This is a genomic window from Alcanivorax sp. DSM 26293 (assembly GCF_900107995.1).
Taxonomy (GTDB): Bacteria; Pseudomonadota; Gammaproteobacteria; order Pseudomonadales; family Alcanivoracaceae; genus Alcanivorax.
Genome location: NZ_FNUM01000003.1, coordinates 307,181 through 331,372, shown reverse-complemented (window position 1 = coordinate 331,372; position 24,192 = coordinate 307,181). Strand labels below are relative to the sequence as shown.

29 protein-coding genes are annotated in these 24,192 nt (G+C 59.2%); 15 read left to right on the top strand and 14 right to left on the bottom strand.

Features of this window, described 5'->3' with window-relative positions; translation table 11 throughout:
• Window positions 1-15: 15 nt before the first annotated feature.
• Genes C4S63_RS07970 through pilG form a run of 5 tightly spaced genes read right to left on the bottom strand, consistent with a single transcriptional unit; the run spans window position 16 to window position 4,356 of the window.
• A complete protein-coding gene (locus C4S63_RS07970; protein ID WP_063509839.1) occupies window positions 16-894 on the bottom strand; it encodes a protein-glutamate O-methyltransferase CheR in 879 nt (292 codons plus the stop codon).
• Between the two features lie 31 nt (window positions 895-925).
• On the bottom strand, window positions 926-2,950 hold the full coding sequence (locus C4S63_RS07965) for a methyl-accepting chemotaxis protein (protein WP_103917246.1): 2,025 nt from the start codon (window positions 2,948-2,950) through the stop codon (window positions 926-928).
• Between the two features lie 59 nt (window positions 2,951-3,009).
• The gene (locus C4S63_RS07960) at window positions 3,010-3,558 is read right to left on the bottom strand and encodes a chemotaxis protein CheW (protein ID WP_062815156.1); all 549 of its coding nucleotides are present in this window, start codon (window positions 3,556-3,558) and stop codon (window positions 3,010-3,012) included.
• A gap of 13 nt (window positions 3,559-3,571) precedes the next feature.
• Window positions 3,572-3,940: a twitching motility response regulator PilH gene (gene pilH / locus C4S63_RS07955; RefSeq protein WP_062815157.1), complete on the bottom strand. Its 369-nt coding sequence runs from the start codon at window positions 3,938-3,940 to the stop codon at window positions 3,572-3,574.
• A 32-nt stretch (window positions 3,941-3,972) separates the two neighbouring features.
• Window positions 3,973-4,356, bottom strand: coding sequence for a twitching motility response regulator PilG (gene pilG / locus C4S63_RS07950; RefSeq protein ID WP_007148837.1), 384 nt, complete (start codon window positions 4,354-4,356; stop codon window positions 3,973-3,975).
• A 243-nt stretch (window positions 4,357-4,599) separates the two neighbouring features.
• Between pilG and gshB the strand changes: the two genes are divergently transcribed.
• From gshB to ruvX, 4 genes are all read left to right on the top strand, one after another.
• Window positions 4,600-5,553 (top strand): glutathione synthase, encoded by a 954-nt coding sequence (gshB, locus tag C4S63_RS07945; RefSeq protein ID WP_062815158.1) that lies wholly within the window; start codon window positions 4,600-4,602, stop codon window positions 5,551-5,553.
• A gap of 64 nt (window positions 5,554-5,617) precedes the next feature.
• The gene (locus C4S63_RS07940) at window positions 5,618-6,493 is read left to right on the top strand and encodes an energy transducer TonB (protein ID WP_063509840.1); all 876 of its coding nucleotides are present in this window, start codon (window positions 5,618-5,620) and stop codon (window positions 6,491-6,493) included.
• A 179-nt stretch (window positions 6,494-6,672) separates the two neighbouring features.
• Window positions 6,673-7,233: a YqgE/AlgH family protein gene (locus C4S63_RS07935; protein WP_063509841.1), complete on the top strand. Its 561-nt coding sequence runs from the start codon at window positions 6,673-6,675 to the stop codon at window positions 7,231-7,233.
• 124 nt (window positions 7,234-7,357) lie between these two features.
• The gene (ruvX, locus tag C4S63_RS07930) at window positions 7,358-7,762 is read left to right on the top strand and encodes a Holliday junction resolvase RuvX (protein WP_103917245.1); all 405 of its coding nucleotides are present in this window, start codon (window positions 7,358-7,360) and stop codon (window positions 7,760-7,762) included.
• 42 nt (window positions 7,763-7,804) lie between these two features.
• Here the strand turns inward: ruvX and C4S63_RS07925 are convergent, their stop codons facing one another.
• Together C4S63_RS07925 and C4S63_RS07920 are read right to left on the bottom strand one after the other, a co-directional pair.
• Window positions 7,805-8,395: a YceI family protein gene (locus C4S63_RS07925; RefSeq protein WP_103917244.1), complete on the bottom strand. Its 591-nt coding sequence runs from the start codon at window positions 8,393-8,395 to the stop codon at window positions 7,805-7,807.
• Between the two features lie 31 nt (window positions 8,396-8,426).
• Window positions 8,427-8,999, bottom strand: coding sequence for a cytochrome b (locus tag C4S63_RS07920; RefSeq protein WP_103917243.1), 573 nt, complete (start codon window positions 8,997-8,999; stop codon window positions 8,427-8,429).
• A 258-nt stretch (window positions 9,000-9,257) separates the two neighbouring features.
• On the opposite strand from C4S63_RS07920, the gene pyrR reads away from it, so the two are divergent.
• The 3 genes from pyrR (at window position 9,258) to C4S63_RS07905 (ending at window position 12,313) form a co-directional block, all read left to right on the top strand.
• Window positions 9,258-9,761 (top strand): bifunctional pyr operon transcriptional regulator/uracil phosphoribosyltransferase PyrR, encoded by a 504-nt coding sequence (gene pyrR, locus C4S63_RS07915; protein ID WP_200819524.1) that lies wholly within the window; start codon window positions 9,258-9,260, stop codon window positions 9,759-9,761.
• A 268-nt stretch (window positions 9,762-10,029) separates the two neighbouring features.
• Window positions 10,030-11,037 carry an aspartate carbamoyltransferase catalytic subunit gene (locus C4S63_RS07910; RefSeq protein WP_062815164.1) on the top strand — a complete coding sequence of 336 codons (1,008 nt, stop codon included), beginning with the start codon at window positions 10,030-10,032 and terminating at the stop codon, window positions 11,035-11,037.
• The gene (locus C4S63_RS07905; RefSeq protein ID WP_103917242.1) at window positions 11,027-12,313 is read left to right on the top strand and encodes a dihydroorotase; all 1,287 of its coding nucleotides are present in this window, start codon (window positions 11,027-11,029) and stop codon (window positions 12,311-12,313) included. Before C4S63_RS07910 ends, C4S63_RS07905 begins: the two co-directional genes overlap by 11 nt.
• A 150-nt stretch (window positions 12,314-12,463) precedes the next feature.
• Here C4S63_RS07905 and dsbG read toward each other — a convergent pair whose 3' ends face one another.
• The 5 genes from dsbG to C4S63_RS07880 all read right to left on the bottom strand — a co-directional run bounded on the left by dsbG (window position 12,464) and on the right by C4S63_RS07880 (window position 16,190).
• Window positions 12,464-13,015 carry a thiol:disulfide interchange protein DsbG gene (gene dsbG, locus C4S63_RS07900; protein WP_103917241.1) on the bottom strand — a complete coding sequence of 184 codons (552 nt, stop codon included), beginning with the start codon at window positions 13,013-13,015 and terminating at the stop codon, window positions 12,464-12,466.
• Window positions 13,012-13,821, bottom strand: a complete 810-nt coding sequence (locus tag C4S63_RS07895) for a TlpA disulfide reductase family protein (protein WP_063508683.1) — start codon at window positions 13,819-13,821, stop codon at window positions 13,012-13,014. Before C4S63_RS07895 ends, dsbG begins: the two co-directional genes overlap by 4 nt.
• A gap of 33 nt (window positions 13,822-13,854) precedes the next feature.
• Window positions 13,855-14,367, bottom strand: a complete 513-nt coding sequence (locus C4S63_RS07890; RefSeq protein WP_062815167.1) for a DUF4136 domain-containing protein — start codon at window positions 14,365-14,367, stop codon at window positions 13,855-13,857.
• 149 nt (window positions 14,368-14,516) lie between these two features.
• Window positions 14,517-15,965 (bottom strand): hypothetical protein, encoded by a 1,449-nt coding sequence (locus C4S63_RS07885; RefSeq protein WP_103917240.1) that lies wholly within the window; start codon window positions 15,963-15,965, stop codon window positions 14,517-14,519.
• 21 nt (window positions 15,966-15,986) lie between these two features.
• The gene (locus C4S63_RS07880) at window positions 15,987-16,190 is read right to left on the bottom strand and encodes a hypothetical protein (RefSeq protein ID WP_062815169.1); all 204 of its coding nucleotides are present in this window, start codon (window positions 16,188-16,190) and stop codon (window positions 15,987-15,989) included.
• Window positions 16,191-16,518: 328 nt separating this feature from the next.
• Between C4S63_RS07880 and C4S63_RS07875 the strand changes: the two genes are divergently transcribed.
• The 5 genes from C4S63_RS07875 (at window position 16,519) to C4S63_RS07855 (ending at window position 20,168) form a co-directional block, all read left to right on the top strand.
• Window positions 16,519-17,175 (top strand): Abi-alpha family protein, encoded by a 657-nt coding sequence (locus C4S63_RS07875; protein ID WP_063525749.1) that lies wholly within the window; start codon window positions 16,519-16,521, stop codon window positions 17,173-17,175.
• 68 nt (window positions 17,176-17,243) lie between these two features.
• Window positions 17,244-18,467: a DUF445 family protein gene (locus C4S63_RS07870; RefSeq protein WP_062815171.1), complete on the top strand. Its 1,224-nt coding sequence runs from the start codon at window positions 17,244-17,246 to the stop codon at window positions 18,465-18,467.
• A gap of 19 nt (window positions 18,468-18,486) precedes the next feature.
• Window positions 18,487-18,693 carry a hypothetical protein gene (locus C4S63_RS07865; RefSeq protein ID WP_062815172.1) on the top strand — a complete coding sequence of 69 codons (207 nt, stop codon included), beginning with the start codon at window positions 18,487-18,489 and terminating at the stop codon, window positions 18,691-18,693.
• Between the two features lie 3 nt (window positions 18,694-18,696).
• Entirely contained in the window at window positions 18,697-19,458 is a 762-nt protein-coding gene (locus C4S63_RS07860) for an MFS transporter (RefSeq protein WP_103917239.1), read from the top strand.
• The gene (locus C4S63_RS07855; protein WP_063508687.1) at window positions 19,458-20,168 is read left to right on the top strand and encodes a hypothetical protein; all 711 of its coding nucleotides are present in this window, start codon (window positions 19,458-19,460) and stop codon (window positions 20,166-20,168) included. The genes C4S63_RS07860 and C4S63_RS07855 overlap by 1 nt, the downstream gene beginning before the upstream one ends.
• A gap of 24 nt (window positions 20,169-20,192) precedes the next feature.
• Here C4S63_RS07855 and C4S63_RS07850 read toward each other — a convergent pair whose 3' ends face one another.
• On the bottom strand, window positions 20,193-21,095 hold the full coding sequence (locus C4S63_RS07850) for a LysR family transcriptional regulator (RefSeq protein ID WP_062815175.1): 903 nt from the start codon (window positions 21,093-21,095) through the stop codon (window positions 20,193-20,195).
• 130 nt (window positions 21,096-21,225) lie between these two features.
• Here C4S63_RS07850 and C4S63_RS07845 point away from each other — a divergent pair, with 130 nt between their 5' ends.
• From C4S63_RS07845 to C4S63_RS07835, 3 genes are all read left to right on the top strand, one after another.
• Window positions 21,226-21,813, top strand: coding sequence for an FMN-dependent NADH-azoreductase (locus tag C4S63_RS07845; protein ID WP_103917238.1), 588 nt, complete (start codon window positions 21,226-21,228; stop codon window positions 21,811-21,813).
• 89 nt (window positions 21,814-21,902) lie between these two features.
• Window positions 21,903-22,907 carry a glutathione S-transferase family protein gene (locus tag C4S63_RS07840; protein ID WP_103917237.1) on the top strand — a complete coding sequence of 335 codons (1,005 nt, stop codon included), beginning with the start codon at window positions 21,903-21,905 and terminating at the stop codon, window positions 22,905-22,907.
• 94 nt (window positions 22,908-23,001) lie between these two features.
• On the top strand, window positions 23,002-23,862 hold the full coding sequence (locus C4S63_RS07835) for a pirin family protein (RefSeq protein WP_103917236.1): 861 nt from the start codon (window positions 23,002-23,004) through the stop codon (window positions 23,860-23,862).
• A 102-nt stretch (window positions 23,863-23,964) separates the two neighbouring features.
• On the opposite strand, the gene C4S63_RS07830 is transcribed toward C4S63_RS07835, so the two are convergent.
• A complete protein-coding gene (locus tag C4S63_RS07830) occupies window positions 23,965-24,123 on the bottom strand; it encodes a YqaE/Pmp3 family membrane protein (protein ID WP_035245841.1) in 159 nt (52 codons plus the stop codon).
• Window positions 24,124-24,192 lie beyond the last annotated feature (69 nt).

The following is a 24,192-nucleotide window of genomic DNA, read 5'->3' as shown; positions in this document are numbered from 1 at the left end:
TATTATCTACAGCGCTTATCGACAGCGCCGAAAAGCCAGCGTATCGGCGAAATGTATGCGTTCCAGATCCGGATGCTGCCAGTCGGTCACTTCCCCGGGACCGAGTACCAGAATGCCACCGGGCGCCAGCCGTTCCGCCAGTCGGTTGACGATCTGACGTTTCCGCCAGCGGCGGAAGTAAATCAGCATGTTCTGACAGAAAATCAGATCCATGTCGTTCATTGGCGCGGTGCTCAGATCCAGCACGTTGAGCCGCGCAAAACAGATGCGTTCGCGCAGCACGGGCGCCACGGCCAGGGTCTGTTCGTTGCCGCTGGGCTGGAAATATTTCTCCCGCAATTGCGGGTCCACCTGCAGTACCCGGCGCGCGGGATATTCCCCTTTGCGGGCCTTGGCCAGGGTGGGCAGGCTGATATCGGTGGCGGTGATGCCGTAGAACAGTTTGCGATCCGTGTCGTTCAGCTGCTCATTGATCATCATGGCGAGGGAGTAGGCTTCCTCGCCGGTGGAGCACCCCACGCTCCACACATCCAGGTTGGCGCCGTCCGGCTGTTCTGCCTTGAAGCGCTGCACGAATTCTTCCACCAGAGCGTAGGAGCTCGGGTGGCGAAAAAAACTGGTTTCCTGAACCGTGAGCCGGTCCACCAGTACCGACCATTCCATGGCCCGGGATTCGGTGGAGCCCACCATCAGGTGTTCGTAATAGGTGTTGTAGTCCTCGATGCCCAGCTCGCGCATGCGAATGCTCAAGCTGGTTTCGAGAAAGGTCTTGCGCTCGTTGGACAGGGTCATGCCGGTGCGCTCTTCGAGCAGCGCCTGCCATAGCTGGAACTGCTCCGCATCCATGGCGGGCGTGCTTTTGATCGACCAGCGGTCTGTCACGGCAGCACCCATAGCATCACCCCGCTAACCGGCGCGAGCCGGATCAGGAGTGCTCCGGCAGGCGGAAGCCGGCAACGGAATTACGCATCTCCTGCGCCATCTCGGCCAGGTTACCAATGGACCGCGCAGTGGCGGTGGTACCGGCGGAGGTCTGCGAGGTAATTTCCTGGATCACGTTCATGGTGTTGGAAATGTGACCCGCGGAGGCGGCCTGCTGGCGCGCCGCGTTGGAAATGTTCTGGATCAGGTCCGCCAGGGTTTTCGATACGTTCTCAATTTCTTCCAGTGCCACACCAGCGTCCTGCGCCAGGCGGGCCCCTTTTACCACCTCGGCGGTGGTGGCTTCCATGGAGATTACCGCTTCGTTGGTATCGGTCTGAATGGTTTTTACCAGGGTTTCAATCTGCTTGGTCGCAGCAGCGGAACGTTCCGCCAGTCGCTGTACCTCATCCGCTACCACCGCGAAGCCGCGGCCCGCTTCACCGGCCATGGATGCCTGAATGGCGGCGTTCAATGCGAGGATGTTGGTCTGGTCGGCGATGTCGTTAATCAGGGATACGATGTCACCAATCTCCTGGGAGGACTCACCGAGACGCTTGATCCGTTTGGAGGTTTCCTGAATCTGTTCGCGGATGGTGTCCATGCCGTGGATGGTCGCCTGTACCACTTCGGCGCCCTTGTTGGCGATGGCTACCGCCCGTTCCGCTACCGCGGCGGATTCGGCGGCGTTGGCGGATACCTGGTCAATGGAGACCGCCATTTCGTTCACCGCGGCAGAGGCCCCGGCAATTTCTTGGGCCTGGTGCTCGGAGGCCTCGGCCAGATGCATAGCCGTGGACTGGGTTTCCTGGGCCGCAGAGGCCACCTGTACCGCCGAGTTGTTGATCGTTTGTACCAGGCTGCGCAGCTGGTCAATGGAGTAGTTGATGGAGTCCGCAATGGCCCCGGTGAAGTCCTCGGTCACCGTTGCCTGTACGGTCAGGTCACCGTCCGCCAGGTCGCCCAGTTCGTCGAGCAGTCGCAGAATCGCGGCCTGGTTACGCTGGTTCTCGCTTTCCAGTTCGTCCTTCAGTTTTGCTGCCTGACGGTTCCGTTGCGCCATGATCAGGAAGAACAGCAGCACCGCGATGGCGGCAGAAAGGCCACCGAGTGTCACGGACGGGAAGAAGGTGTTGGTGGAGCCTTCGAATTGGGTGTTCAGGTTGCTGGATTCCTGCAGCAGATCCTGGGAACGGCGGAAAATGGTGTCGGCCGCGTTACGTACCTGGAACAGTTCGGGAGCAGTTTCCAGAATTTCGTCCACGGACTGGTTAACGAATTCGTCGAACAGGTCAGCAATTTCAGCCAGGTAATCCAGGGCATCCGGGTCGTTCACCTGGTCAATGCCCATGGCGTCGTCGCCTTCGATCATGCCATTCATGACCCGGCCGAACAGGCTGGCGTCACGACCGAAAGCATCCGCTGCGATCACCGCGCCATCGCCCCCTTCCAGTACCTTGGAGATGGAGCTGAGAATCCGTTCTGCGAGCAGGGACTGACGTTGGGCAAAAGCGATCTGATCCGGCTCGGCACCGGTGGCAACCAGGATCTCTACCACGCCTTCGTATTCCGCTTGCAGGGAAGGAATGGTCTGGGCCAGGGTATCTGCCACTTCGTGCAGATCCAGAACCGTATCTTCCCCGCGCAGGATGGTGCCGGCGTTGCTGTTCACTTCGGACCACAGGCTACTCAGACGTTCTTTCACCTCCGGGTTCTCGACCGGCTCGTCTTTCACATCATCCCAGGCAGACTGGAAGCTCTGTTGGGATTTGGCCAGCAGCTCGAAAGCGTCCGCGTTACCGGCAGCCGCTTCCAGGGCGTTCTTGGCGATTTGCTGGGAAATAACGCGCATTTCCGAGGCCAGGGTAATGTTTTCCTGGGCCTGGTTCGCCGTGGTGGCGGACAGCAGAAAGTTCACCACCGCCAGGACGATAAAGACGGCAAGCCCGATATACAGCGCGATATTCAGCGTGCTGCCTTCCGCGCCCCCCCGCAATTTGTCAAAGATTGCTCCCGAATTGAACTTCATAGTCTGGCTCCTGGCCTGGCGTTCGCTCTTCTTATGTACCCCAAATGCTTGTCTGCGGATCAGCCGGTGCGGGCGACCTGCATAAAGCGTGGATCCTCTGCCAGCCGAGTCAGGCTGAACACGGACCAGTACTCCCCGTCCCGCCGGTAGGCGCCGCGCACAAATGGCGTCACGCTGCTGTCGCTGACCGGCAGTGATTCCACAAATTCATCAATGGGAAAATGTTGCATCCCCAGTACTTCATCCACCGTCATGCCGGTGTACAAGTCGTCCTGGTCCAGCACCAGCAGTCGCCGACGTTTTTCCTGGACCGGTGAACTCTTTTCCAGAAAGCCGCTGAGATCCATCACGGTCATCAGTCGGCCCCGGACATTGGCCACGCCCTTCATCCAGCTGCGTGCGCCGGGAATGCGGGTGTAGGCCGGCACCGAGAGGATTTCGGAAACCTCATCCAGCGGTGCCACGTATTTCTTGCCATCCATCACAAAGCCCACACCGCTCCAGTAGCTCACCGCATCCTGCTGCATGGGCAGGTCTTTGGCCTGCTCACGGCAGCGACGGTTGTAGTCGGCCAGTTGGATATAGGCGGCGGAAGCAGTTGCGCTCATCGTGGGCTCCGGATTAGCCGTCGGCCAGCATGCGGTCGACGGTTTGCAGGAGCACATCCTCGTCCACCGGCTTGGTCAGATAGTCCTTGGCGCCCTGGCGTTTGCCCCAGACACGGTCGGTTTCCTGATCCTTGGTGGTAACGATAACGATGGGAATGTGCGCGGTATCGGCGCCTTTGGTGAGCTGGCGGGTCGCCTGGAAGCCGTTCAGGCCAGGCATCACCACATCCATCAACACCAGTTCGGGCAGCTCGGAGCGGGCCATGGCCACGCCATCAGCCCCGTTGGCGGCCTCGAGTACTTCGTGGCCGTGCTTTTCCAGAATCTCCCGCAACTTGTAGGTTTCGGTGGGAGAGTCATCCACTATCAGAATACGTGCCATCTTATCCTCTTCAGGCTCAGCGACGCTGTCGCTTAACCGTTGATATGCTGTCGAATCGCGCCGAGAAGCTCGTCCTTGGAAAACGGCTTGGTCAGATACTCGTCGGACCCCACTATTCGCCCCTTGGCCTTGTCGAAAAGGCCGTCCTTGGACGACAGCATGATCACCGGGGTGGCCTTGAAGGCACTGTTGTTCTTGATCAGGGCGCAGGTCTGATACCCGTCAAGACGCGGCATCATAATGTCGACGAAGATGATATTGGGTTTGCTGTCGGCGATTTTGGCCAAGGCATCGAAGCCATCGGTGGCGGTGATCACTTCACAACCTGCTTTCTTCAACAAGGTTTCCGCGGTGCGACGGATGGTTTTGGAATCGTCGATCACCATTACCTTGAGGTCTTGGAAATTGTCAGTCATGGAAACTGCCTTTAACCGTGAACCGTTTTTGGCCGCAACTTATTGTAATTTTTGGCCTTTCTAGTAATTCGATGGGCGGGGTGTGTAGCGATACAAGCCCAAGCGAAGTTTTTAACACAGATTCTACAATCAATCTATAAGACCCTATGAAACTTGAGAAAATGCCCCGCGCATCCCTGCATAGCGATAGGCGGCCTGCACTGCTAAGATTCCCCGGCCCGCTTTATTGTCTGTGGAGACCCCATGAGCTTGCGTATTGGTGTGGTGATGGACCCCATCGCCAAAATCAAACCCTGGAAAGACAGCACCTTCGCCATGCTGCTGGAAGCGCAACGACGTGGCTGGTCATTGCTCTACATGGAGCCGGCGGATCTGTATGTGCGCGATGGTCGCACCTTTGCGGCCACTCGGGCACTGTCCGTCACCGACAATAACGACGATTGGTACCGTCTGGCCGATGCCGTGAATCACGATCTGGCCGATCTGGATATTATCCTGATGCGCCAGGACCCGCCGTTCAACGCAGAATACATCTATGCCACCTACCTGCTGGAAAAGGTGGAACGGGAAGGCGTACTGGTGGTGAACCGGCCCGGCAGTGTTCGCGACAGCAATGAAAAGCTGTTTGCCACCGACTTCCCCCAGTGCTGTGCCCCTACGCTGGTGTCCAGCCAGTCCGGACTGCTGCGCGATTTTGTACAGGAGTTCGGTGACACTGTGATGAAGCCGCTGGACGGCATGGGCGGCAGCAATATCTTCCGGGTGCGCAAGGACAGCCCCAATATCTCGGTGGTGATCGAGGTGCTGACCCAGCATGGCAAGACGCCGATCATGGCCCAGCGCTTCGTGCCGGAGATCACCGAGGGTGACAAGCGCATCCTGATGATCAATGGCGAGCCGGTGCCCTATGCGCTGGCGCGGATCCCCAAGGAGGGCGAGTTGCGCGGCAACCTGGCGGCCGGCGGCACCGGCCAGGGGCGGGAGTTGAGTGACCGGGACCGCTGGATCTGTGAGCAGGTGGGGCCTACCCTCAAGCGCAAGGGCCTGTATTTTGTGGGTCTGGACGTGATCGGTGATTATCTCACCGAGATCAACGTGACCAGTCCCACCTGTATCCGCGAGCTGGACGCGATCTTCAATATCAACATTGCCGGTCAGCTGTTCGACATGTTGCTGGAGTTGCGGCAGCCGTCATAGACGATGAGTGCGGGCCGGGGCACACTCTCCGGCCGATCAAAGGCAGTAACAAAAAGAAGAAACCATGGCAGCCAATTCCACCGTCAGCGCATCAGATCGTCTCACCTTTACGGTGTTTCTGGCGCTGGCCTTCCACGGCATCCTCATCTTCGGGGTCAGCTTTGCCCCGGAGAAACAGCGCGCCGCCCCCCATACCCTGGAAGTGACCCTGTCCCAGCATCGCAGCGATGACGCGCCGGACGAGGCGGACTTTATTGCCCAGAGCAACCAGCTGGGTTCCGGTGATTTGGCGGAAAAACAGGAACTGACCACCACCGAGCAGGTGGACTTCGCCGACAACAAACTCGACAACGTGCAGCTCAAGGAAAAGACCACCCGGGAGCGCCGCGATCGCCAGTCCCAATTGCTGGTCATTACCACCGCCCGCGCCAGCGACCGGAAGGTCAACGCGGACCAGCAGGAAAAAACCGACCCGAAACCGCTCAAGGTGGCCAAACAGGAAAACCTGCAGGACCTGAGCCGGGAAATCGCCAGCCTGCAGGCCCGCCTGGATGCCCAGAAACAGGCCTACGCCAAGCGCCCTCGGATTCGTCGCCTTACCTCGGTATCCGCCAAGGCCCACTACGAAGCCCAGTACATCGACAGCTTCCGCCGCGAAGTGGAAGCCATGGGCACCCGCAATTTCCCGTCCCGGGCCCTGAACAGCAATACCTTTGGCGCCGTACGGCTGATGGTGGCGATCCAGAAAGATGGCAAACTGAAGGAGGTGCGTCTGCTGAAATCCTCCGGCCACACCTTCCTGGATCAGGCGGCCATCCAGAGCGTGCGACTGGCCGCCCCCTTCGATCCCTTCACGGCGGAGATGCGCAAGAACATGGACGTGCTGGAAATCATCCGCACCTGGAAGTTCGACAAGAACCAGCGGGTGTCTTCGAAGTAATAGCTGCAAGCCTCAAGCTACAAGCGGCAAGGCGCGGATTGGGGTGTTGCCAGCTTTAAGATCAGTGCCCGCGCACCATTCGTGGTGAATGCGGGCACGGCATCAACGGTAACTATCGGCATGTCCCGCGTTGTAGCTTGAAGCTTGCAGCTCTCCCACCCACCCCGGATACTGTCCCCATGGACAACACGACCCTCAAACACCAGTTGCTGGTGGCCATGCCGCAGATGGCCGACCCCAACTTTGAACATTCCGTCACCTATCTCGTCGAGTACGGTAGCGAGGGCGCCATGGGGCTGACCCTCAACCGCCCCGTGCAGATCAGCCTGGGCGATATCCTCAGCGACATGGACATCGACATCGAAGTGCCGCCCTCGGAGCGGCACCGGGTGGTTGCTGGCGGTCCGGTACAGCAGGAGGCCGGTTTCGTGTTGCACGCTGCCTCCACCCACTGGCAGTCCAGCGTGCCGCTCAGCGACGGCCTGATGCTCACCACCAGCCGCGATATTCTGGAAGCCATCGCCATCGGCGAAGGACCGGAGCAATCGCTGATCTGCCTGGGCTACGCCGGCTGGGAACCCGGCCAGCTGGAACAGGAACTGGTGGAAAACGCTTGGCTCAGCACCCCGGCCAGCCGTGAACTGGTGCTCGACACCCCCTTCGAACAAACCTGGCAAGCCGCCGCAGCGCGTATTGGTGTGGACATGAGCTTGATTGCGACCCAGGCGGGACACAGCTGACATGTCCTTTCGCACCGTAGGAGCTATGCTTGCATGGCGAAAGGTTTTGATCTGGAGCGGTGCTTCCTGAAAGTCCTTCGCCATGCAAGCATGGCTCCTACGGCCTCAATAACCGACTCGTCATATGATTCTAGCGTTTGACTACGGCACCCAAAAAATCGGCGTGGCCAGCGGCAACAGCCTGCTGGGTACAGCCACGCCGTTAAAAGCCCTGCCCTGCAAGAACACTCAACCCAACTGGGACGACATTGCTGCCTTGTTGAAAGAGTGGGAGCCGGAAGAGCTGGTGGTGGGTCTGCCGTTGAACATGGATGGCAGTGAAAGCGAATCCACGGCACGGGCAAAGAAATTTGCCAATCGTCTGAAAGGCCGTTTTGGCATGAAAGTCTGGTTGGTGGATGAACGCTTGAGTACCCGCGAAGCGCGGGAGCGAACCGGAATTCGTCAGGCGGATAGCCGGGTGGATTCCATGGCGGCGGTGATCATTGCCGAAGGGTTTTTGAGTGAGGGTGGCGAAGCGTTGCCATAAAAAAACGCCAGCGCGAAGCTGGCGTTTTTCGTTATCACTGCATTACTGTCTGATCCCTTCCACCGAGATAATGATGTCCACGGTTTCCGATGCTGGACCCAGGTCGTAGGTGATGCCGAAGTCCGCCAGTTTCAGGGTTGTGGAGGCTTCCAGGCCCATGCGGTAGCCGCCCCAGGGATCATCGCCGTAGCCCAGCAGTTTGGCGTCCAGTGTGACCGGTTTGGTGACACCGTGCAGGGTGAAGTCGCCGGTAATCTTGGCGGTTTTTTCGCCGGTCTTTTCAATCTTTGTGCTCTTAAAGGTGGCGGTGGGGTACTCGTCTACCTCGAGGAAGTCATCGCCGCGCAGGTGCTTGTCACGCTCGGCGTGGTTGCTGTCCAGGCTGGCGACCTGGATGGTGGCCTGCACGCTGCTGTTCTCCGGGTTGTCCGCGTCCACGGTGAAGCTGCCGTCGAAATCGTTGAAGCGGCCGTACAACCAGCTGTAGCCCAGATGGGAAATCTTGAACATGACAAACTGGTGAGCGCCCTTTTTATCAAACGCATAGGTGCCGCCGGGTTTATCGGCAAAGGCCATGCTGCTGAGCAGCAGTGCCAGGGCGGGAATGGTGATTTTCTTTGCTAGCGTCAACATAAGCATCGAACTCCGTTTGGATTAAAGGTTGTCAGGAAAGGTTGTCTGGGTCACGGGGCGCTTTGCCCAGCATGCGGCGCAAGGTGTCGTCCCGATCAAGCAAGTGGTGTTTGAGCGCGGCCAGGGCATGCACGCCGGCGAGGATGATGATCGCCCAGGTGGCAATCTCGTGGATGTCTCCGGCAAGATCTTCCAGGCCCTTCTGGTCGCCGGTCATAGAGGGTACGGCAAACCAGTTGAATACATCGATGGCAGACCCGTCGGCGCTGGTGATCAGATAGCCGCTGATCATGGCGGTGAACAGCAACAGATACAGGGCCCAGTGGGTCAGGTGGGCGCTGACTTTTTCCCAGGGCTGATGGGTGGGCAGGGCTTTCGGGGGTGGAGAAATCAGCCGCCACAGTAGGCGGGCGCCCATCACCAGAAACAGCAGGATGCCCACGCTGCGATGCAGGTGCGGCGCGCTGCGGTACCAGTCGTGGTAGTAGGTCAGGTCGACCATGTAAAGCCCCAGCGCAAACATGCCCACCACCGTCATCGCCACCAGCCAATGCAGTGCGATGGTGATGATGCCGAAGCGTTGTGAGTCGTTGCGCAGTTGCATCCCTGTACCCTACCCGATCTTCCTGATGATTGGAGTGTTGCCCGCTAGCCGGGTTCCGCCCTTTACAAAACTTACCGTTACCGGCGACGGCTTTGCCATCCTCACCTTGGCGGGGTGTTACTGCCATCCCAAAAAACTGAACGGTTTGATCACCTGGCCTGAAGGTTTGTCGGGTCCTGGCCTTTATTCTTTCTCCGGCAGGCGCCATGCTTGCAGGGCGAACGTCGGATATCGCCATACACAGAGCAGGAGAGCCCCTTGAGCTGGGACGAACAACAACTGCAGACACACCTGGGTGCCATGGCCCGGGCCATCACCGAGCAATACGGTGAGCGGGCCCCGCTGCTGGTGGGGATCGAGTCCGGTGGGGCCTGGGTGGCCCGGGCATTGAACGCGATGTTGGCCAAGCCGCTACCGTTGGGGACCCTGAATCCGGCTTTCTACCGGGATGACTTTGATACCCGTGGGCTCAAGCGCACGGTCTCGCCGTCGAAGCTGCCTTTCGAGGTGGACGGGCAGCATATTCTGCTGGTGGACGACGTGCTCATGACCGGCCGCACCATTCGTGCCGCCATGAACGAATTGTTCGATTTCGGGCGCCCGGCCTCGATCGGCCTGGTGGTGCTGTTTGATATCGGTCACCGGGAATTGCCAATTCGTGCCGATATCTGTGGTGAAACTTTGGCATTGCCCCCCCATCAGCGGGTAGAATTACGCGGGCCCGCCCCCCTTGTGGCGGAGATACGAGAGACAATGGCCTAGGCCTGTTATCAGTTTCCTGGGCCGCCGTGTTGCGCCGTAAATAGCGCCAGGCAAGGCGCGAGGAGCGATGTTTGGTTTACCCAAATGAACGACGAGCAACACGGCATGGCGCTATTTACGGCACAACCCGAAGGGCCGGGTCCCTTTTTCCGCAATACGGTGTTGCCGCTCGCTTATGTAGAATAACTACACGGTGCTCACGGCGCCTTGTCTTGCGAAAAAACTGCCACCGGCACGGTGGCCCAGGAAACTGATAACAGGCCTCCGAATGACGCTTGCGCCATCCTCCCGCGTACAACTCACCGACGACGGTAAGTTACGCCATTTCCTGACCACCGAGCACCTGCCCCGCTCTTTACTGGAAGATATTCTCGATACCGCCGCCAGCTTTGTGGATGTGGGTGGCCGGTCCATCAAGAAGGTGCCGCTGCTGCGCGGCAAGACAGTGGTCAATCTGTTCTTCGAATCCAGCACCCGTACCCGCAGTACCTTCGAGCTGGCGGCCCAGCGCCTCAGCGCCGACGTGCTCAACCTGGACATTGCCAAATCCGCCACCAGCAAGGGCGAAACCCTGCTCGATACCCTGCGCAACCTGGAAGCCATGGCCGCGGACATGTTCGTGGTGCGCCACCAGGATTCCGGCGCGCCCTTCTTCATCGCCAACGAAGTGACCCCGGATGTGGCGGTGATCAATGCCGGTGACGGGCGCCATGCCCACCCCACCCAGGCCATGCTCGACATGTACACCATCCGCCACTACAAGGGCGGTTTCGAGGGGCTCAAGGTCGCCATCGTCGGCGATATTCTCCACTCTCGGGTGGCCCGCTCACAGGTTCACGCCCTGAACATTCTGGGCGCCGAGGAAGTGCGGCTCATTGGCCCGAAAACCCTGTTGCCGGTGGATGCCCAGGGGCTGGGGGCCACCGTGTTCACGGATATGGGCCAGGGCCTGAAGGATGTGGATGTGGTGATCATGCTGCGCCTGCAGAAAGAGCGCATGGATTCTGCCCTGTTGCCCAGCGAGAGCGAATTCTTTCGCCTTTACGGCCTCAACAACGAAAAACTGCAGCTGGCCAAACCGGATGCCATCGTCATGCATCCCGGTCCCATCAACCGGGGCGTGGAAATTGCCTCGGAAGTGGCAGACGGCCCGCGCTCGGTGATCCTCAACCAGGTGACCTTCGGTATCGCGGTGCGCATGGCGGTCATGTCCATGGCCATCAGCGGCCAGGAAAGCAGTGCCCAGGGCCGCACAGGAGGTGAGCGTGGCCAGTAGCAAGAAAGCCAATATCCTGATTCGCAAGGGCCGGGTGATCGATCCGGCCAATGGTCGCGACGAGGTTGCCGACCTGCTGATTGAAAATGGCCGTCTGGTGCGCATCGGTGCCAGCCTGGATGCCCCCGGCGCCGATATCGTGGACGCGGAAGGCCACTGGGTGTTGCCCGGGCTGGTAGACGCCTGTGTGCACCTGTCCCTGCCGGGCAGCGGTCGCAGTGGCGACATTGCCAGCGAAACCCGCGCCGCCGCCGCGGGTGGTATTACTCACCTGGTGGCCCAGCCGGACTGCGGACCGGTGGATTCCACCGCCGTGGTGAGGCTGATCCGCGAGCAGGCCGGCCAGGCCGGATTCGCGCGCATCATGCCCATTGCCGCCATGACCCAGGGTCTGGCCGGCGACCAGCTGGCGGAAATGGCCACCCTGGCCAAGGCAGGGTGTATTGCCGTGGGCAATGCGGGCCGCAAGGTCGCCAGCGCCCTGGTGCTGAAGCGTTCCCTGGAATATGCCTCCACCTTCGATTTGCCAGTGATGTTCCGGCCCCAGGATTCCGCGCTTAGCGCGGGCGGCTGTGCCCACGAAGGGGCCGTGGCCACCCGTCTGGGGTTGCCGGGGATTCCGGCGGTAGCGGAGAGCGTGGACCTGTCCCGGGACCTGCTGCTGGTGGAAGCCACCGGTGTGCGTGCCCATTTCCAGCAGATATCCAGTGCTGACTCCCTGCGGTTACTGCGCGCTGCCAAGCGTCGCGGCCTGCCGGTGACGGCGGACGTGAGCATTCAGCACCTGCTGCTGGATGAATCGGCCCTGGAAGGGTTCAACAGCCACTGCCACGTGATCCCGCCCCTGCGCAGTGCGGCGGATCGCGAGGCCCTGCTGGAGGCGGTGGCCGACGGTACCATTGATGCCATCTGCTCCCAGCACACCCCCATTGGTTCTTCCAGCAAGGCGGCCCCTTTCCCGGCCACCAAGCCGGGCATGGCCGGGCTGGATACCCTGCTTGGCCTGGTGCTGCAACTGGTGGACGACGGTAAGCTGGCACTGCCCCGGGCCCTGGATGCGGTGACGGCCGCCCCCGCCCGCTGCCTGGGCATCCTGGCCGGCCAATTGGAAACCGGCCGCCCGGCCAGCCTGTGCGTGCTGGATGCCAGCGCCGAAAAGGATTACGCCGAACACTGGCTGTCCGCCGGCAACAACTCTCCCTGGCGCCGCGCCGTGCTCAAGGGCAACGTGAAGCTGACGGTGTGTCAGGGCAAGGTGAGCTGGCTGACGGACTGATTCAGTGAACAGTTAACAGTGAATAGTTAACAGTTCGCGGGATGGGTTCTTTGTTCCTTAACGCAAGAGGCCGCGCCTGAACGCCGGGCGCGGCCTCTTGCGTTTCAGTGCCCAGATGCCTGTGGGCGCGAGCTGTTCACTGTTAACTCTTCACTGTTCACTGATCTGAAACACCTCCGCCCGCAACGCCTCCTCCCCAATCACGCCGGGGGCCAGGCGCCAGCGTCCCTGGCTATCTTCGAAGACCAATGCGGGGGTGCCCTGCAGGCCCAAACCGATCATCAATGCCGTGTTGTTGTGGATCTGGCTGCGGATGGCGTCGGGGACCCGTTCCAGCGGGCGGATGCCGCCGTCGTCATAGTGCCCTTCGTGTTCAGCCAGTGCCGCCGCCGGATCCGGGGCGGCGAGGATGGCGCCTCCCTGGGTGAAGCTGCGTTTCGGGTGGATCAGGCCGACGATGATATGGCGCACCTGAAGGGAGTTGTCCGGATGCTGGATCAGGGGCTGCATGTTTTCCCAAAGCTCGGCGCAATAGGGGCAGGCCATGTCGGTGAACACATACGCCACCCGCTGGGGAGGGTCGGCACCCTCCGCCACCCAGCTGCTGCTTTCCAGTCGTGCCAGCAGGCTGTCCATGTCCGCCTGCGCGCCCACGGTGGAGAGGGGAAGCAGCAAGGACAGTAGCAGGGTGAGCAATTTCATGGGTGGGGACCATCCAGATGGTGGGTAAGAAAGTGATGCAGACTGGCCCGGGACAGCGGGCCAAAGTGGCGGGCCAGTTCGTTGCCGTCCTCATCAAAGAGTAGTGTCAGCGGTAAACCGCCGTTACCGGCATGGTGACCCAGCGCCATCTGCGGGTCCAGCAGGGGCAGGTCGAAATGGAGTTCGGCCTGGATCAGGTAATCCCGCACTGCCTGGGCGGTTTCCCCCTGATTGGCGAGGACAAAACGGACGTGGGGGTAGCGCGTTTGCGCCTCGGCCAGTATCGGCATTTCTCGCCGGCAGGGGGGACACCAGGTGGCCCAGAGGTTGATCAGGGTCGGCCCCTGGGTTAGCGGCTTGAGAGGAACCGGAGTGCCCTGCAGGTTCTCCAGGGTGATTTCCGGCAGTGGTGTTGCGTCAGGGGTCATGCTGTGAAGTGCGGTGAGAGAGAGCCCCATGGCGACCATTGCCGCGGCGGTGCTGGAGAGTAACGCCAGCCGCAGTGCCGGACGTCGCCACAGACACAGGCCGAAAACGGGCAGGGCTGCCAGGGCCCCAGGCCACCACCAGCCGCCATCACGGATATCTGCCATGGCCATCAAGCCGGAGTACTGATCGGGGTAACGCAACACGAATGCCAGACGTGCCCCAGCCAGGGCAGCCAGGGTGATCAGCCATAGCCATTTTTCCACTGGCTTGCCACGCCATTGCCACCAGATGCTGGCCAGCACGGCGGCGGAGAAAGTGATCAAAGCCACAACCGTGCCCGCCGGCAATGCCAGCGGGCCGATCAGGATAGCATCCAATGCAGGGCCTCTTTACCTGTGTGGGACTCCCTGTCAGCCAGGGTAACGTTGAAACATTTCAGCAACGGCCTTGCGGATCCGGTCGCTGCGACGCTCACTGCTCATTTCGTCATAGAGGCGGTCACGGCTGGTTGCCTGCCAGACCACGTTGTTGGTGGCGGGCTCAATCATTTGTACCACCAGCTTGTATTCCTCAGTGATGTCGCCTTCCACCGGGGTGGTGGTGCCCACCCCCACATTATTGCGGCTGAAGCCGAAACCGAACTGCAGCACCGAGCCGTCATACCGCTGTTCACGTTTGAAGTAGTGTTTCACGTGCACATCGGCCTGTTCGGAGGCGGCGGGCGTCAGGCCCTGTTCAGCCAGGGCACTTTTCAGGGCGTTACGGGCCCGTTGGTCGTCCAGTTCCCGGGGCTGATCCTCGTTCTGTTCCACAAAGGCGTAGCTACGGTACTGGTTCAGGCTCGCGCCTTCCTGGCTATCGATAACCACCGGGCTGACGCAGGCGCCAAGGACCAGACAGAGTGATAGGAAAAACCAGCGCATGATGCTTCTCCCGGTTGGAATGAATGCCTCCCATTATCACAGGGGAGCGGCAGGATACCGTGAAATAGCCGCCCCGGCAGACAGGCTCCGGGGCGTAGCTGCCTTCAGCTTGATAAGTATGACCGTTCTGTGGGCGAAGGGTTCAGCGGTCAGGCCGGCAATGCCTGTTCCAGCCGTGGCCACAGGCCGGTTTCGTTGGCGGCTTCACGGAAAGCCTGCTGGTCCTGCGGGGGCTGGCGCTGATAGACACGGCCGATATCGCGGAGCATGTCCGGGGCGTCCACCACGCTGACGGCCGTGGCGATGGCCTGCCAGCCGTTGCGGGTATCGCGGGCAGCGTCCAGGAATGCCTGCAGCAGGTCACCGCCGTCGCGCAGGCTGATTTCCACCACGGTCTGCAGGCCTTCGCGGTGAAAGCGGCGGGCAAAATCCAGCAGCAAGTCTGTCTTGCCGGATTTGGCCGCGTTACGCATCAACGCCTCGATCACCGAGGGGTTATGACTGCTGGGCAGTTTTGCCATCATGTTGCGTTCGTCGTCGCCGAGGAACTGTGCCAGGTCCAGAATCAGATCCCACTGTCCGCTCTGGTGTGCCGCCTGCACCACGGCTTCCGCCACCTCTTCGCCCTGGCGCAGGGCGGTGTGGGCGACCACTTCCTGATAGTCCCGTTGCATGGCTTTTACCAGAGGCAGGGTTTCTTCCAGCAGGTTCTTGCTGACTGCCGCATTCACCAGATCGGTAATCACGCTGTTATTGCGAAGAGCGGGCAGGTTGACGATCTTGCGATGGTAGCGGGGGTTGATGACGGACAACGCGCGCAGCACCGGCCCCCACAATTGTTGGCGGTGGGCCACACCTACCAGGGAATCCAGGGTGCGTTCATCTTGCTCGGCCATGATGTTGCCGAGCCGGCTTTTCAGTTCTCCCTCCACATGGTCGATTACCCAGATGGCCTTGGGCCAAAGATCGATATTCTCGGTACCGGAACGCACGATACTGGCCAGTCGGCTGTTATCAATCATGCGGATCACGTTACTGAGCTGGGTGGTGTTTTCCATGTAGAAGGCAATGTTCAACAATGCACCATCGTCCTTCACTGCATTCACCACTTCACGGATAGAGGGCGCAGACAGTGCGTCGGCGAAGCGGCCCAACAGCAGGAACTGTTTTTCCTGAATTTGTTTCAGTGCCACCTCGCGGATGGTCTCGGCCGGCAGGCGTCGAATAATTTCACGAATCTTGCGCGGGTCTGCCTGTGCGGCAATCTCGCCGAGAAAATCCGGGGTCAGCCGCCGGGCAACCTTTACGGCGAAGTAAGGATCCATTTCCCCGACCAGGCGAGCGGCCATTTTGGCGCCCACGGCATAAGCCAGCTTCGCCAGTTGCTTGATGGAAAGCCAGCGGGTCCAGCTTGCCAGGTGCTGAAAGCCCTTGCGGTGCTGGTCATACATTTCCTGTTCAATATGTTCACGCAGGGCACGCAGGTTGTTGGTGCCGGCGTCTGCAAGCGCCTGCCAGGTGGCGTCGTTGAGGGTCAGATACTGTTCAAGCTTTTCCAGCTCAATCTGGATTTCCAGGTTCGTGGTCAGGTCGTTCATGTAGGCATCCTTGGTGCGGAACTAGCGAAGGGCGCTGCGGGCAATACTGCGCAGCCAGAGTGGCAAGGCCTGAACGCCGGTATCAATGGCTTTGTTCAGGCGACTCTTTTCGCTTTCCAGGTAATCATCCACCGCCCGGTCAAGATCCTGGGTTACCGGCTCAGGCAAATAGGAAAGAAATCCCACCCGCTGATGCATACGTTCGATGGCATCCTTGTTATTCATGATCGATCCTGTTTTTGTTTGCCGATTCAGGGTGTGCCGTCATCGTAAAATCCCTGTGGAGAACCGATTCGGGAAAACACCGTCATTGCACTGTATCAAACGAGAGCAAACAGAAAGTACACATAACATTAAGCAACTGTGGCATTTTTGTATCGACATTCTTGCCAACATTGTTGACCCCCCGAAACAGTGATACTTAATGACGTTATCACTGAAGGAATCGATAGCGGTTGGGAACGGGCCTGCCATGGAGGCGATGTTGGCTGGAGAAAACAGAAAGAAAAATACGTCGGCCAGAACCCCCTGGGCCGGGCGACTCGTTCGGCAAATGCGACAGGCTGTGGCGCGGGCGCCGGGCGGGCACTATGTGCTGGATCAGGCACGTGCTGTCGAGGATGTGTTGTTCGAAGATTTACAGTTGCGACTGGGTGGCATGGATAGCCGTCATTATCTGCCCGGTCCGGCCGGGACCTCATCCGCTGAGGGAGACGGCCCGGACAGATCCCTGCAGTCGCGCTTTGCCGCGCTGGCAGATCAGTCCCTGGAACAGACCCCGGATAGCGCCATGAACCGGGTTTATGGCCGTATCGTTAACCAGCTTCTCCCCGACGAAGTCCGCATCCTGACGGCCATGTCGGATGGCTCTGATATTGCCATCAGTCATTTGCTGGCTCGGGGAGGTCGTTTCAAAAGCAGCGAGCACCGGGTGATGGCATTTCTCAGTCGCGTGGGAAACGAAAGTGGTGTGATGCTGGCGGAAGCGGTGCCCCATTACCTTGCCCATCTGTTTTCCCTGGGGCTGCTCGATGGCGGCCCGGAAGACACGACCCAGACCGCAAAATATGAGGCCATAGAGAATGGTTCGGAGGTGCGTGCCGCTTGCGAAATGATGCGTAAGGAATCACGGCTTCGACCCGTCTTTATTCGCGAAACCGCACACCTTTCCGCTTTCGGCAAGGCATTCTGGACGGCCTGCTCCGGATAACAACCCGTATCTGAAAGCGTATGGAGTTGTTCAGAGACTCCTAAAAGAAGAACGAAAAGCGAGGAATAATGGAAGCGTATATTAACGAGTTTACCGACAATATCTGGTTGTACTTGTCCATGCCATTGATCAGCGCTTTGGTGGGTTATGCAACCAATGTCATTGCCATCAAGATGATGTTTTATCCGGTGGAATTTTTTGGCAAACCCCCTCTTCTGGGCTGGCAGGGCATTATTCCTCGCCGGGCTGCCAAGATGGCGGCGATCTCTGTAGACACTATCACCACGCACCTGATTACCCAGGAAGAGATTTTTGACCGTCTCGATCCGGATAGGGTGGCCGGTGAGCTGGAGCCGGTGCTCAACAATATGATCGAAGACGTGGTGGATTCCATCATGGGTCAGCACGAGCCAGGCCTGTGGGAATCGCTGCCGGAGATGGTGAAGAAACAGATCTACAAAAGAGTAAAGAAAGAAGCGCCTGGCCTGATTTCCGACATCATGAAACAGATCAAGATCAACATCGCACAGATGTATGATCTTGAGGACATGGTGATCACCAATCTGACCAAGGACAAGTCACTACTGAACCGTATTTTCCAGGAAGTGGGCGCGGCGGAGTTCAAGTTTATCGGGCGTTCCGGGCTCTACTTTGGCGGCATTTTCGGTACCTTCCAGATGATTGCCTGGATTTTCTACAAGGGTTCCTGGTTGCTGCCGGTTTTCGGTCTGGCGGTGGGCTATGCCACCAACTGGATTGCCCTGCAGATGATTTTCAATCCCAAGGAGTTGATGCGTTTTGGCCCGTTCAATGTGCAGGGCCTGTTCATGAAGCGTCAGGATGAGGTGGCGCGGGATTATGGTCGTCTGGTTTCCTCCTATGTGCTGACGCCGGCCAATATTATTGAAGGGATTCTCAAGGGGCCGTATTCGGACAAGGTGTTTGCCATGATCGGCAAACACGTACAAAAAGCGGTGGATGAACAAACCAGTTTTGCCAAGCCGTTTGTTACCTTTGCCGTGGGTACCCAGAACTATCGGGACATGAAGGAATGTGCCGTGTCGGAGTTGGTAAGCCGGTTACCGGAAACGCTCAAGCATATTGAAAACTATGCCAACGATGCGCTGGATCTGGAAAACACGCTCTCTACCCGTTTGCAGAGTCTCAAACCGCAAGAGTTTGAAAGCATGTTGCGCCCGGCATTTGAACAGGACGAATGGATTCTGATTGCGGTGGGTGCGTTCCTTGGCTTCCTGGTCGGTGTCTTCCAGTTGCTGGTAATGTTTTCCTGAGACTGTCCTGGAGTCGGCAATGTCCTTGTTAATGATTGTCTGGATCCTGTTGTGTGTGCTGTGCTTCGCCGCTGGCCTGGTGTGGTCATGGCGACGGGCCCGTCGCCGTATGCGTGCCCGCGTGGAGCAGGTGGTGGATGAGGAAGTTCGCCAGCAGGTCGCCCGGGAAGTATTGCGTCATCTGCAGGATGGCCCCGCGCACAGTAATGGCAAGGGGGAGCCCTGATTCATGCAGGTTACCATTCGAAAGTCGTTTGTTATTGGTGCGGGAGTGCTGTTGATCATCGCGCTGGCCATCGGTGCCTACCTGGCCTGGTGGGTGTGGAAAAATCTGGGTGCAGAATTATTGTTACGTGATCAACAGGCCAGTGTGGTGGTGCCCGAGCCCATGTCAGTGGGCATCGATATTCTGGATGATCTGGATATCGTCATTGATACGGTGATCGATACCACGGTGCCCATCGATCAGACCCTGACTCTGCCGGTCAAGGAAACCCTGGATGTGCAGGTGGGCTTCGATAATGCGGTGCCCATCAGGATGAATGTCCCGCTGAAAGATACCATCAAGCTGGATCAGATTATTCCGGTGGACGGCGAGGTGCGTGCCCGGGTGTTGGGCAAGTGGATCACCGTGCCGATCAAGGGCGAGCTACCGGTGAAAGCGGATGTGCCCATTGATGTGAACGTGCCGGTGGATCAGCTGGTCAAATTGCAATTCAACGCCCCCGCCAAGGTGGATATTCTCGAAGACCTTTCCGTACCACTGAAGGCAGATATCAAAACATCCATTCCCCTGAAAAGTGCCATGCAGGTGCCGGTGCGTTCCCGGCTGCGCGCCAGCGCCACCATCCTGGAACCCGCGGACGCCCTGATTGCCGAGATGGATCTGAAATTGCCACTGCGGGAAGTGGGCCTGTCGTTTGTCAAGGACGGCAAATCTGCCACGGCTGATGAGGGTGACATGACCCCGTCCCGGGGGGAGCAGCCTTGATGGGCCGTTGGGTGCTATGGGGCTGGGTGTCACTTGCGGTTATTGTGGCAGGGCTGTTTCTGGGTTTCGTGCTCTACAGCCGTATCGTCATCGGTGTGGGCCTGCAGGAACAGTTCGCACTGCTGAAATTGCCGGAAAGCCTGATCGTGCAGACCCGGGCGGAGGAAGACGCGGCAATTACCCTGCAAGGGCGGGTGGAAGTGGATGTGCCATTCAAGCACCAGGCCCTGCCGTTACCCCTGCGTGGCACCTACAAGGCCAATCTGGCGCTGGATACCATGGTGCCCCTGCGCATGACCATCGAGTATCAGGACGTGATCTCCATCGACACCACCGTGGCCATCGAAGGGGATACCAAACTGATAGCCGACTGGCTGCCGCGCATTCCCCTGGAGGGCGAGCTGCCCTTGAAGCTGGATGTGCCGGTGTCCCTGAAAGTGCCGGTGGATACCCGTATCCGGTTTGTGTACGACGGGCCGGTGCAGGTGGGGTTCGACCAGACCATTCGGCCGCCGGTGGATACAACCCTTCATACAGCCATCAATCTGGATGAGGAAATCAGCGCACCGATCACCAATGTGTTCGAGGCCCGGGTGATCCCCGATAACCGGGCGTTGCCCATTATCCTTACGGATACCGGGTTGACCTTGCCGCTGGAGAATCTTCGGGTTCGTCCCATGGCGTCCCGGGTGCAAGACGAGACACCCTAGCCGGGATTGGCGGGCCTGGAACGATCAGGACACGGTGACCCCGGGACAGGGCACCGCAGCGGCCTCGCGAATCCTCTCGCCCAGGTAACGGGCGGCTTGCCCGGCGTACTGCCCATCCGCATAAATCAGATGCAGGTCCACCAGCCGTTCAACCCCCTCTTTCAAGGGCAGCACCTTCAGTGCCCCGGTTTCCAGGCCGTCGCCGATCTCGGCCTCGGGGACCCAGGCAAATCCCAGGCCCCGGCGAATGGCGGCGATACGCGTGGACGGGTGCGACACGGTCCAGCGTTGCTCAGCGCCCAGCCAGCCGGAGTCGATGCGGCGGCTGCCGGAATCACGGATCACGATTTGCCGATGCTGGCGAAGATCCTCATGGGTGAGGCTGTCGGCCTGGTTGAGTGGATGGTCTGCTGCGGCCACCGCCACAAAGCGCACCCGCATCAGTGGATCGCCGAAGAACCCCGGCGGTACCCGCCCGCCGATCACCACATCCGCCTCCTTGCGTAGCAGGGCTTCATCGGAGCCGGACAGCACGGTCTCGGTGTACTCCACGCGGGTCAGCGGACTGTGCTGGGCGAACGCATCCAGGGCCGAGAGCATGCAGTGTTGCGGGAACAGGGCGTCAGCGGCCACGCGTACCAGCGGCTCCCAGCCCTGGCTGAGCTGGATGGCGGCACTCTCGATCCGGTTGGCCTCCTCCACCAGCACCTTGGCCTGGCGATACAGCATCTGGCCGGTTTCGGTCAGCCTGGCCCGCCGCCCTTCCAGGGCAAAGGCGCGGACCCCCAGCTCGGTCTCGATTTTCTGCACCGCATAGCTGATGGCGGACTGGCTCTTGTCCAGGGCCTCGGCGGCGCTGGCGTAACCGCCCTCATCCACCACCGCAATCAGGGCTTGCCACTGATCCAGACTGATTTTCGCTGACATATCGAATTACCTGAGCTAAACGTGCAAATTTATCCGGTTTTATATCGCATTTGCTGAATCCAGAATAGCCCTACAGTTAGCAAACAGCGTTCGGCCGTTGCCGACACAGTCATTACAAGGAGTTGGGGTCATGAATATTCTGGTCATCAAAAGCAGCGTCTTCGGCGATAACGGCAATTCTTCCACTCTGGTCAACGAGCAGGTGGAGCGTCTGAAGGCCCAGCACCCGGAAGCGACCATGGTAGTGCGTGACCTGTCTGCAGAGCCGATTCCGCATCTGGACGGCGAGCGGGTTGGCGCCTTTTTTACCCCGGCGGATCAGCGCACTGACGAGCAACAGACAGTGGAAGACTTTTCCCAGGCGCTGATCGCGGAGCTCAAGGCTGCGGATCATGTGGTGCTCGGTCTGCCCATGTATAACTTCGGCATTCCCAGCCAGCTGAAGAGCTGGATCGACCACGTGGCCCGTGCCGGCATCACTTTCCGCTATACGGAAAATGGCCCGCAGGGATTGCTGGATGACAAGCCGGTCACCGTACTGGCCGCCCGTGGCGGGCTGTATGCCGGTACCGAGAACGATACGGTGACACCGTACATCAAACTGTTCTTCGGCTTTGTGGGTATCACCGATGTGTCTTTCGTGTTTGCGGAAGGTCTGAACATGGGTGATGAGAGCAAAGAGCAAGCCATGAGCGAAGCCCGCGCTGCGCTGCAGTGATCCAGGTTGCAAGAGCTATGCTTGCATGGCGAACCTGCCAAGGCACGGCTCCTGCGGTGAGACGGTAATTCTGCAACAAGGAGACAATCATGGGACTGCTGGTTGATGGCAAATGGCAGGACAAGTGGTACGACACCAAGAGTACCGGTGGGCGTTTCAAGCGTTCCGAAAGTCAGTTCCGCAACTGGGTGACGGCGGATGGCAGCGCTGGCCCCAGTGGCGACAGTGGCTTTCAGGCAGAAAGTGGCCGCTATCACCTGTACGTGTCCTACGCCTGTCCCTGGGCACACCGCACGTTAATCGTGCGGGCGCTGAAAGGGCTCCATGAACATATCAGCGTATCCGTGGTGCATCCGCACATGCTGGAGAACGGCTGGGAACTGCGCGATGACTTTGACGGCGCCACCGGCGATGGGCTCTATGGCTTCAGCAAGCTGTATGAGTTGTACCTGAAGGCCGATGCCACCTACACCGGTCGCGTCACGGTTCCGGTGCTGTGGGACAAGCAGCGCGAAACCATCGTCAGCAATGAGTCCGCGGAAATTATTCGCATGCTCAATACCAGCTTTGACGGGTTGGCGGCGGTGCCGGGGAATTTCTATCCCGAAGCGTTGCAGGCGGAAATCGATGCCATTAACGACCCGGTCTATAACCACGTGAACAATGGCGTCTACAAGGCCGGTTTTGCTACCAGTCAGCAGGCCTACGATGAAGCGGTGGTGACGCTTTTCGAGCAGCTGGATGCTCTCGAGCAACGACTGGGCAAGCAGCGTTATCTGGTGGGTAACACCCTCACCGAAGCGGACATTCGCTTGTGGACGACACTGGTGCGCTTTGATCCGGTGTATGTCACCCACTTCAAGTGTGACAAAAAGCGCATTGCCGATTATCCGAACCTGAACGGATTTTTGAAAGAGATTTACCAGCTGCCCGGTGTGGCCGAAACCGTGAATATGGCGCATATCCGCCACCACTATTTCCGCAGCCATCCGACCATCAACCCTCACGGGGTTATTTCCATCGGGCCAGAGCTGGACTGGGATTCGCCCCACGGCCGTGAACGGCTCGGGGAAAGAGAGATTATCAACCAGTGACGAGGGGTGAGTAACGAGAAGCGAATTTCGAAAATCAAAATCGGTTTCGCTCTTCGCAACTCGTAACTCGACACTGCTACATCAGGAGGTTCCCATGGAACGCACAATTCTCAACACCATTCGCGCGCTGGATACATCCGACGGTGCCGGTGTTCGCCTGAAGCGGGCGCTGGGCTACAACCCCATGGTGCGGCTGGATCCCTTTCTGATGCTGGACGCGTTCTCCTCCGATAATCCGGATGATTACATTGCCGGCTTCCCGCCGCACCCGCACCGGGGCTTCGAAACGGTGACCTACCTGATGGAAGGCCACATGAAGCATCGCGATCATCTGGGAAACGAAGGGGATCTGCAGCAGGGTGGTGTGCAGTGGATGACCGCCGGGCGCGGTATTATTCATGAAGAAATGCCGCAACAGCAGGATGGTTTGCTGCGGGGTTTCCAGTTGTGGATCAACCTGCCTGCGGCAGAAAAAATGAAAGCGGCCGGTTACCGGGACATTGCCGATAACGAGATCCCGCGTCTGGACTTGTCCAGCGGAGGCCAGATCAAGGCCATCGCCGGGGAAGTGACCATCGGCAATCAAGTGATCAGCGCACCGGTAAAAGGCGGCAGTACCGATCCGCTTTACCTGGACGTGAAATTGCGTGCGGGTGAAAGGGTGACGGTGCCGCTGACACAGGGTTACAACGCTTTCCTGTATCTGTTCGAAGGTGAGGTCAGCGTGGCGGGTGAGGCAGTCAAGAGCGACCATCTGGCGACCTTCACTGACGGTGACAGGGTCACTCTGGTGGCCGGAGAACACGGTGCCAGATTGCTGCTGCTGGCGGGCAAACCCATTGGCGAGCCCATTGCCCAGTACGGCCCGTTCGTGATGAATACCCAGGACGAAATCAACCAGGCCCTGAGTGATTATCGCGACGGCACCCTGACCGCCGAACCGTCGTTCTTATAACGATGCCCTGAAAGCGAGTGGCGAGTAACGGGTTTTGAAAGGCAACACCTCTATGGGGTTAAGGCTTTCGCGACTCGCAACTCGCTTCTCGCTTTTTCTTTTCTAGCGTGACGCGATCACCCAGACCGCATGCACGATGCCGGGGATGTAGCCGAGAATGGTCAGCACAATGTTGATCCAGAAATGCTTGCCGATCCCCTCCTGGAGAAATACGCCCAGTGGCGGAAGCAGGATGGCAATAAGAATGCGTAACAGGTCCATGCGTCTCTCCTTGAGTCCGAAAGTCTCACTGTAAGATCATTCTTTCATGGCGTCTGCTAAAAAATACAA

Coding starts and splice junctions, on each gene's coding strand:
- C4S63_RS07970 (WP_063509839.1), bottom strand. CDS start 894: ATGGGTGCTGCCGTGACAGACCGCTGGTCGATCAAAAGCACGCCCGCC.
- C4S63_RS07965 (WP_103917246.1), bottom strand. CDS start 2,950: ATGAAGTTCAATTCGGGAGCAATCTTTGACAAATTGCGGGGGGGCGCG.
- C4S63_RS07960 (WP_062815156.1), bottom strand. CDS start 3,558: ATGAGCGCAACTGCTTCCGCCGCCTATATCCAACTGGCCGACTACAAC.
- pilH (WP_062815157.1), bottom strand. CDS start 3,940: ATGGCACGTATTCTGATAGTGGATGACTCTCCCACCGAAACCTACAAG.
- pilG (WP_007148837.1), bottom strand. CDS start 4,356: ATGACTGACAATTTCCAAGACCTCAAGGTAATGGTGATCGACGATTCC.
- gshB (WP_062815158.1), top strand. CDS start 4,600: ATGAGCTTGCGTATTGGTGTGGTGATGGACCCCATCGCCAAAATCAAA.
- C4S63_RS07940 (WP_063509840.1), top strand. CDS start 5,618: ATGGCAGCCAATTCCACCGTCAGCGCATCAGATCGTCTCACCTTTACG.
- C4S63_RS07935 (WP_063509841.1), top strand. CDS start 6,673: ATGGACAACACGACCCTCAAACACCAGTTGCTGGTGGCCATGCCGCAG.
- ruvX (WP_103917245.1), top strand. CDS start 7,358: ATGATTCTAGCGTTTGACTACGGCACCCAAAAAATCGGCGTGGCCAGC.
- C4S63_RS07925 (WP_103917244.1), bottom strand. CDS start 8,395: ATGTTGACGCTAGCAAAGAAAATCACCATTCCCGCCCTGGCACTGCTG.
- C4S63_RS07920 (WP_103917243.1), bottom strand. CDS start 8,999: ATGCAACTGCGCAACGACTCACAACGCTTCGGCATCATCACCATCGCA.
- C4S63_RS07910 (WP_062815164.1), top strand. CDS start 10,030: ATGACGCTTGCGCCATCCTCCCGCGTACAACTCACCGACGACGGTAAG.
- dsbG (WP_103917241.1), bottom strand. CDS start 13,015: ATGAAATTGCTCACCCTGCTACTGTCCTTGCTGCTTCCCCTCTCCACC.
- C4S63_RS07890 (WP_062815167.1), bottom strand. CDS start 14,367: ATGCGCTGGTTTTTCCTATCACTCTGTCTGGTCCTTGGCGCCTGCGTC.
- C4S63_RS07885 (WP_103917240.1), bottom strand. CDS start 15,965: ATGAACGACCTGACCACGAACCTGGAAATCCAGATTGAGCTGGAAAAG.
- C4S63_RS07880 (WP_062815169.1), bottom strand. CDS start 16,190: ATGAATAACAAGGATGCCATCGAACGTATGCATCAGCGGGTGGGATTT.
- C4S63_RS07875 (WP_063525749.1), top strand. CDS start 16,519: ATGCGACAGGCTGTGGCGCGGGCGCCGGGCGGGCACTATGTGCTGGAT.
- C4S63_RS07870 (WP_062815171.1), top strand. CDS start 17,244: ATGGAAGCGTATATTAACGAGTTTACCGACAATATCTGGTTGTACTTG.
- C4S63_RS07865 (WP_062815172.1), top strand. CDS start 18,487: ATGTCCTTGTTAATGATTGTCTGGATCCTGTTGTGTGTGCTGTGCTTC.
- C4S63_RS07860 (WP_103917239.1), top strand. CDS start 18,697: ATGCAGGTTACCATTCGAAAGTCGTTTGTTATTGGTGCGGGAGTGCTG.
- C4S63_RS07855 (WP_063508687.1), top strand. CDS start 19,458: ATGGGCCGTTGGGTGCTATGGGGCTGGGTGTCACTTGCGGTTATTGTG.
- C4S63_RS07850 (WP_062815175.1), bottom strand. CDS start 21,095: ATGTCAGCGAAAATCAGTCTGGATCAGTGGCAAGCCCTGATTGCGGTG.
- C4S63_RS07845 (WP_103917238.1), top strand. CDS start 21,226: ATGAATATTCTGGTCATCAAAAGCAGCGTCTTCGGCGATAACGGCAAT.
- C4S63_RS07840 (WP_103917237.1), top strand. CDS start 21,903: ATGGGACTGCTGGTTGATGGCAAATGGCAGGACAAGTGGTACGACACC.
- C4S63_RS07835 (WP_103917236.1), top strand. CDS start 23,002: ATGGAACGCACAATTCTCAACACCATTCGCGCGCTGGATACATCCGAC.
- C4S63_RS07830 (WP_035245841.1), bottom strand. CDS start 24,123: ATGGACCTGTTACGCATTCTTATTGCCATCCTGCTTCCGCCACTGGGC.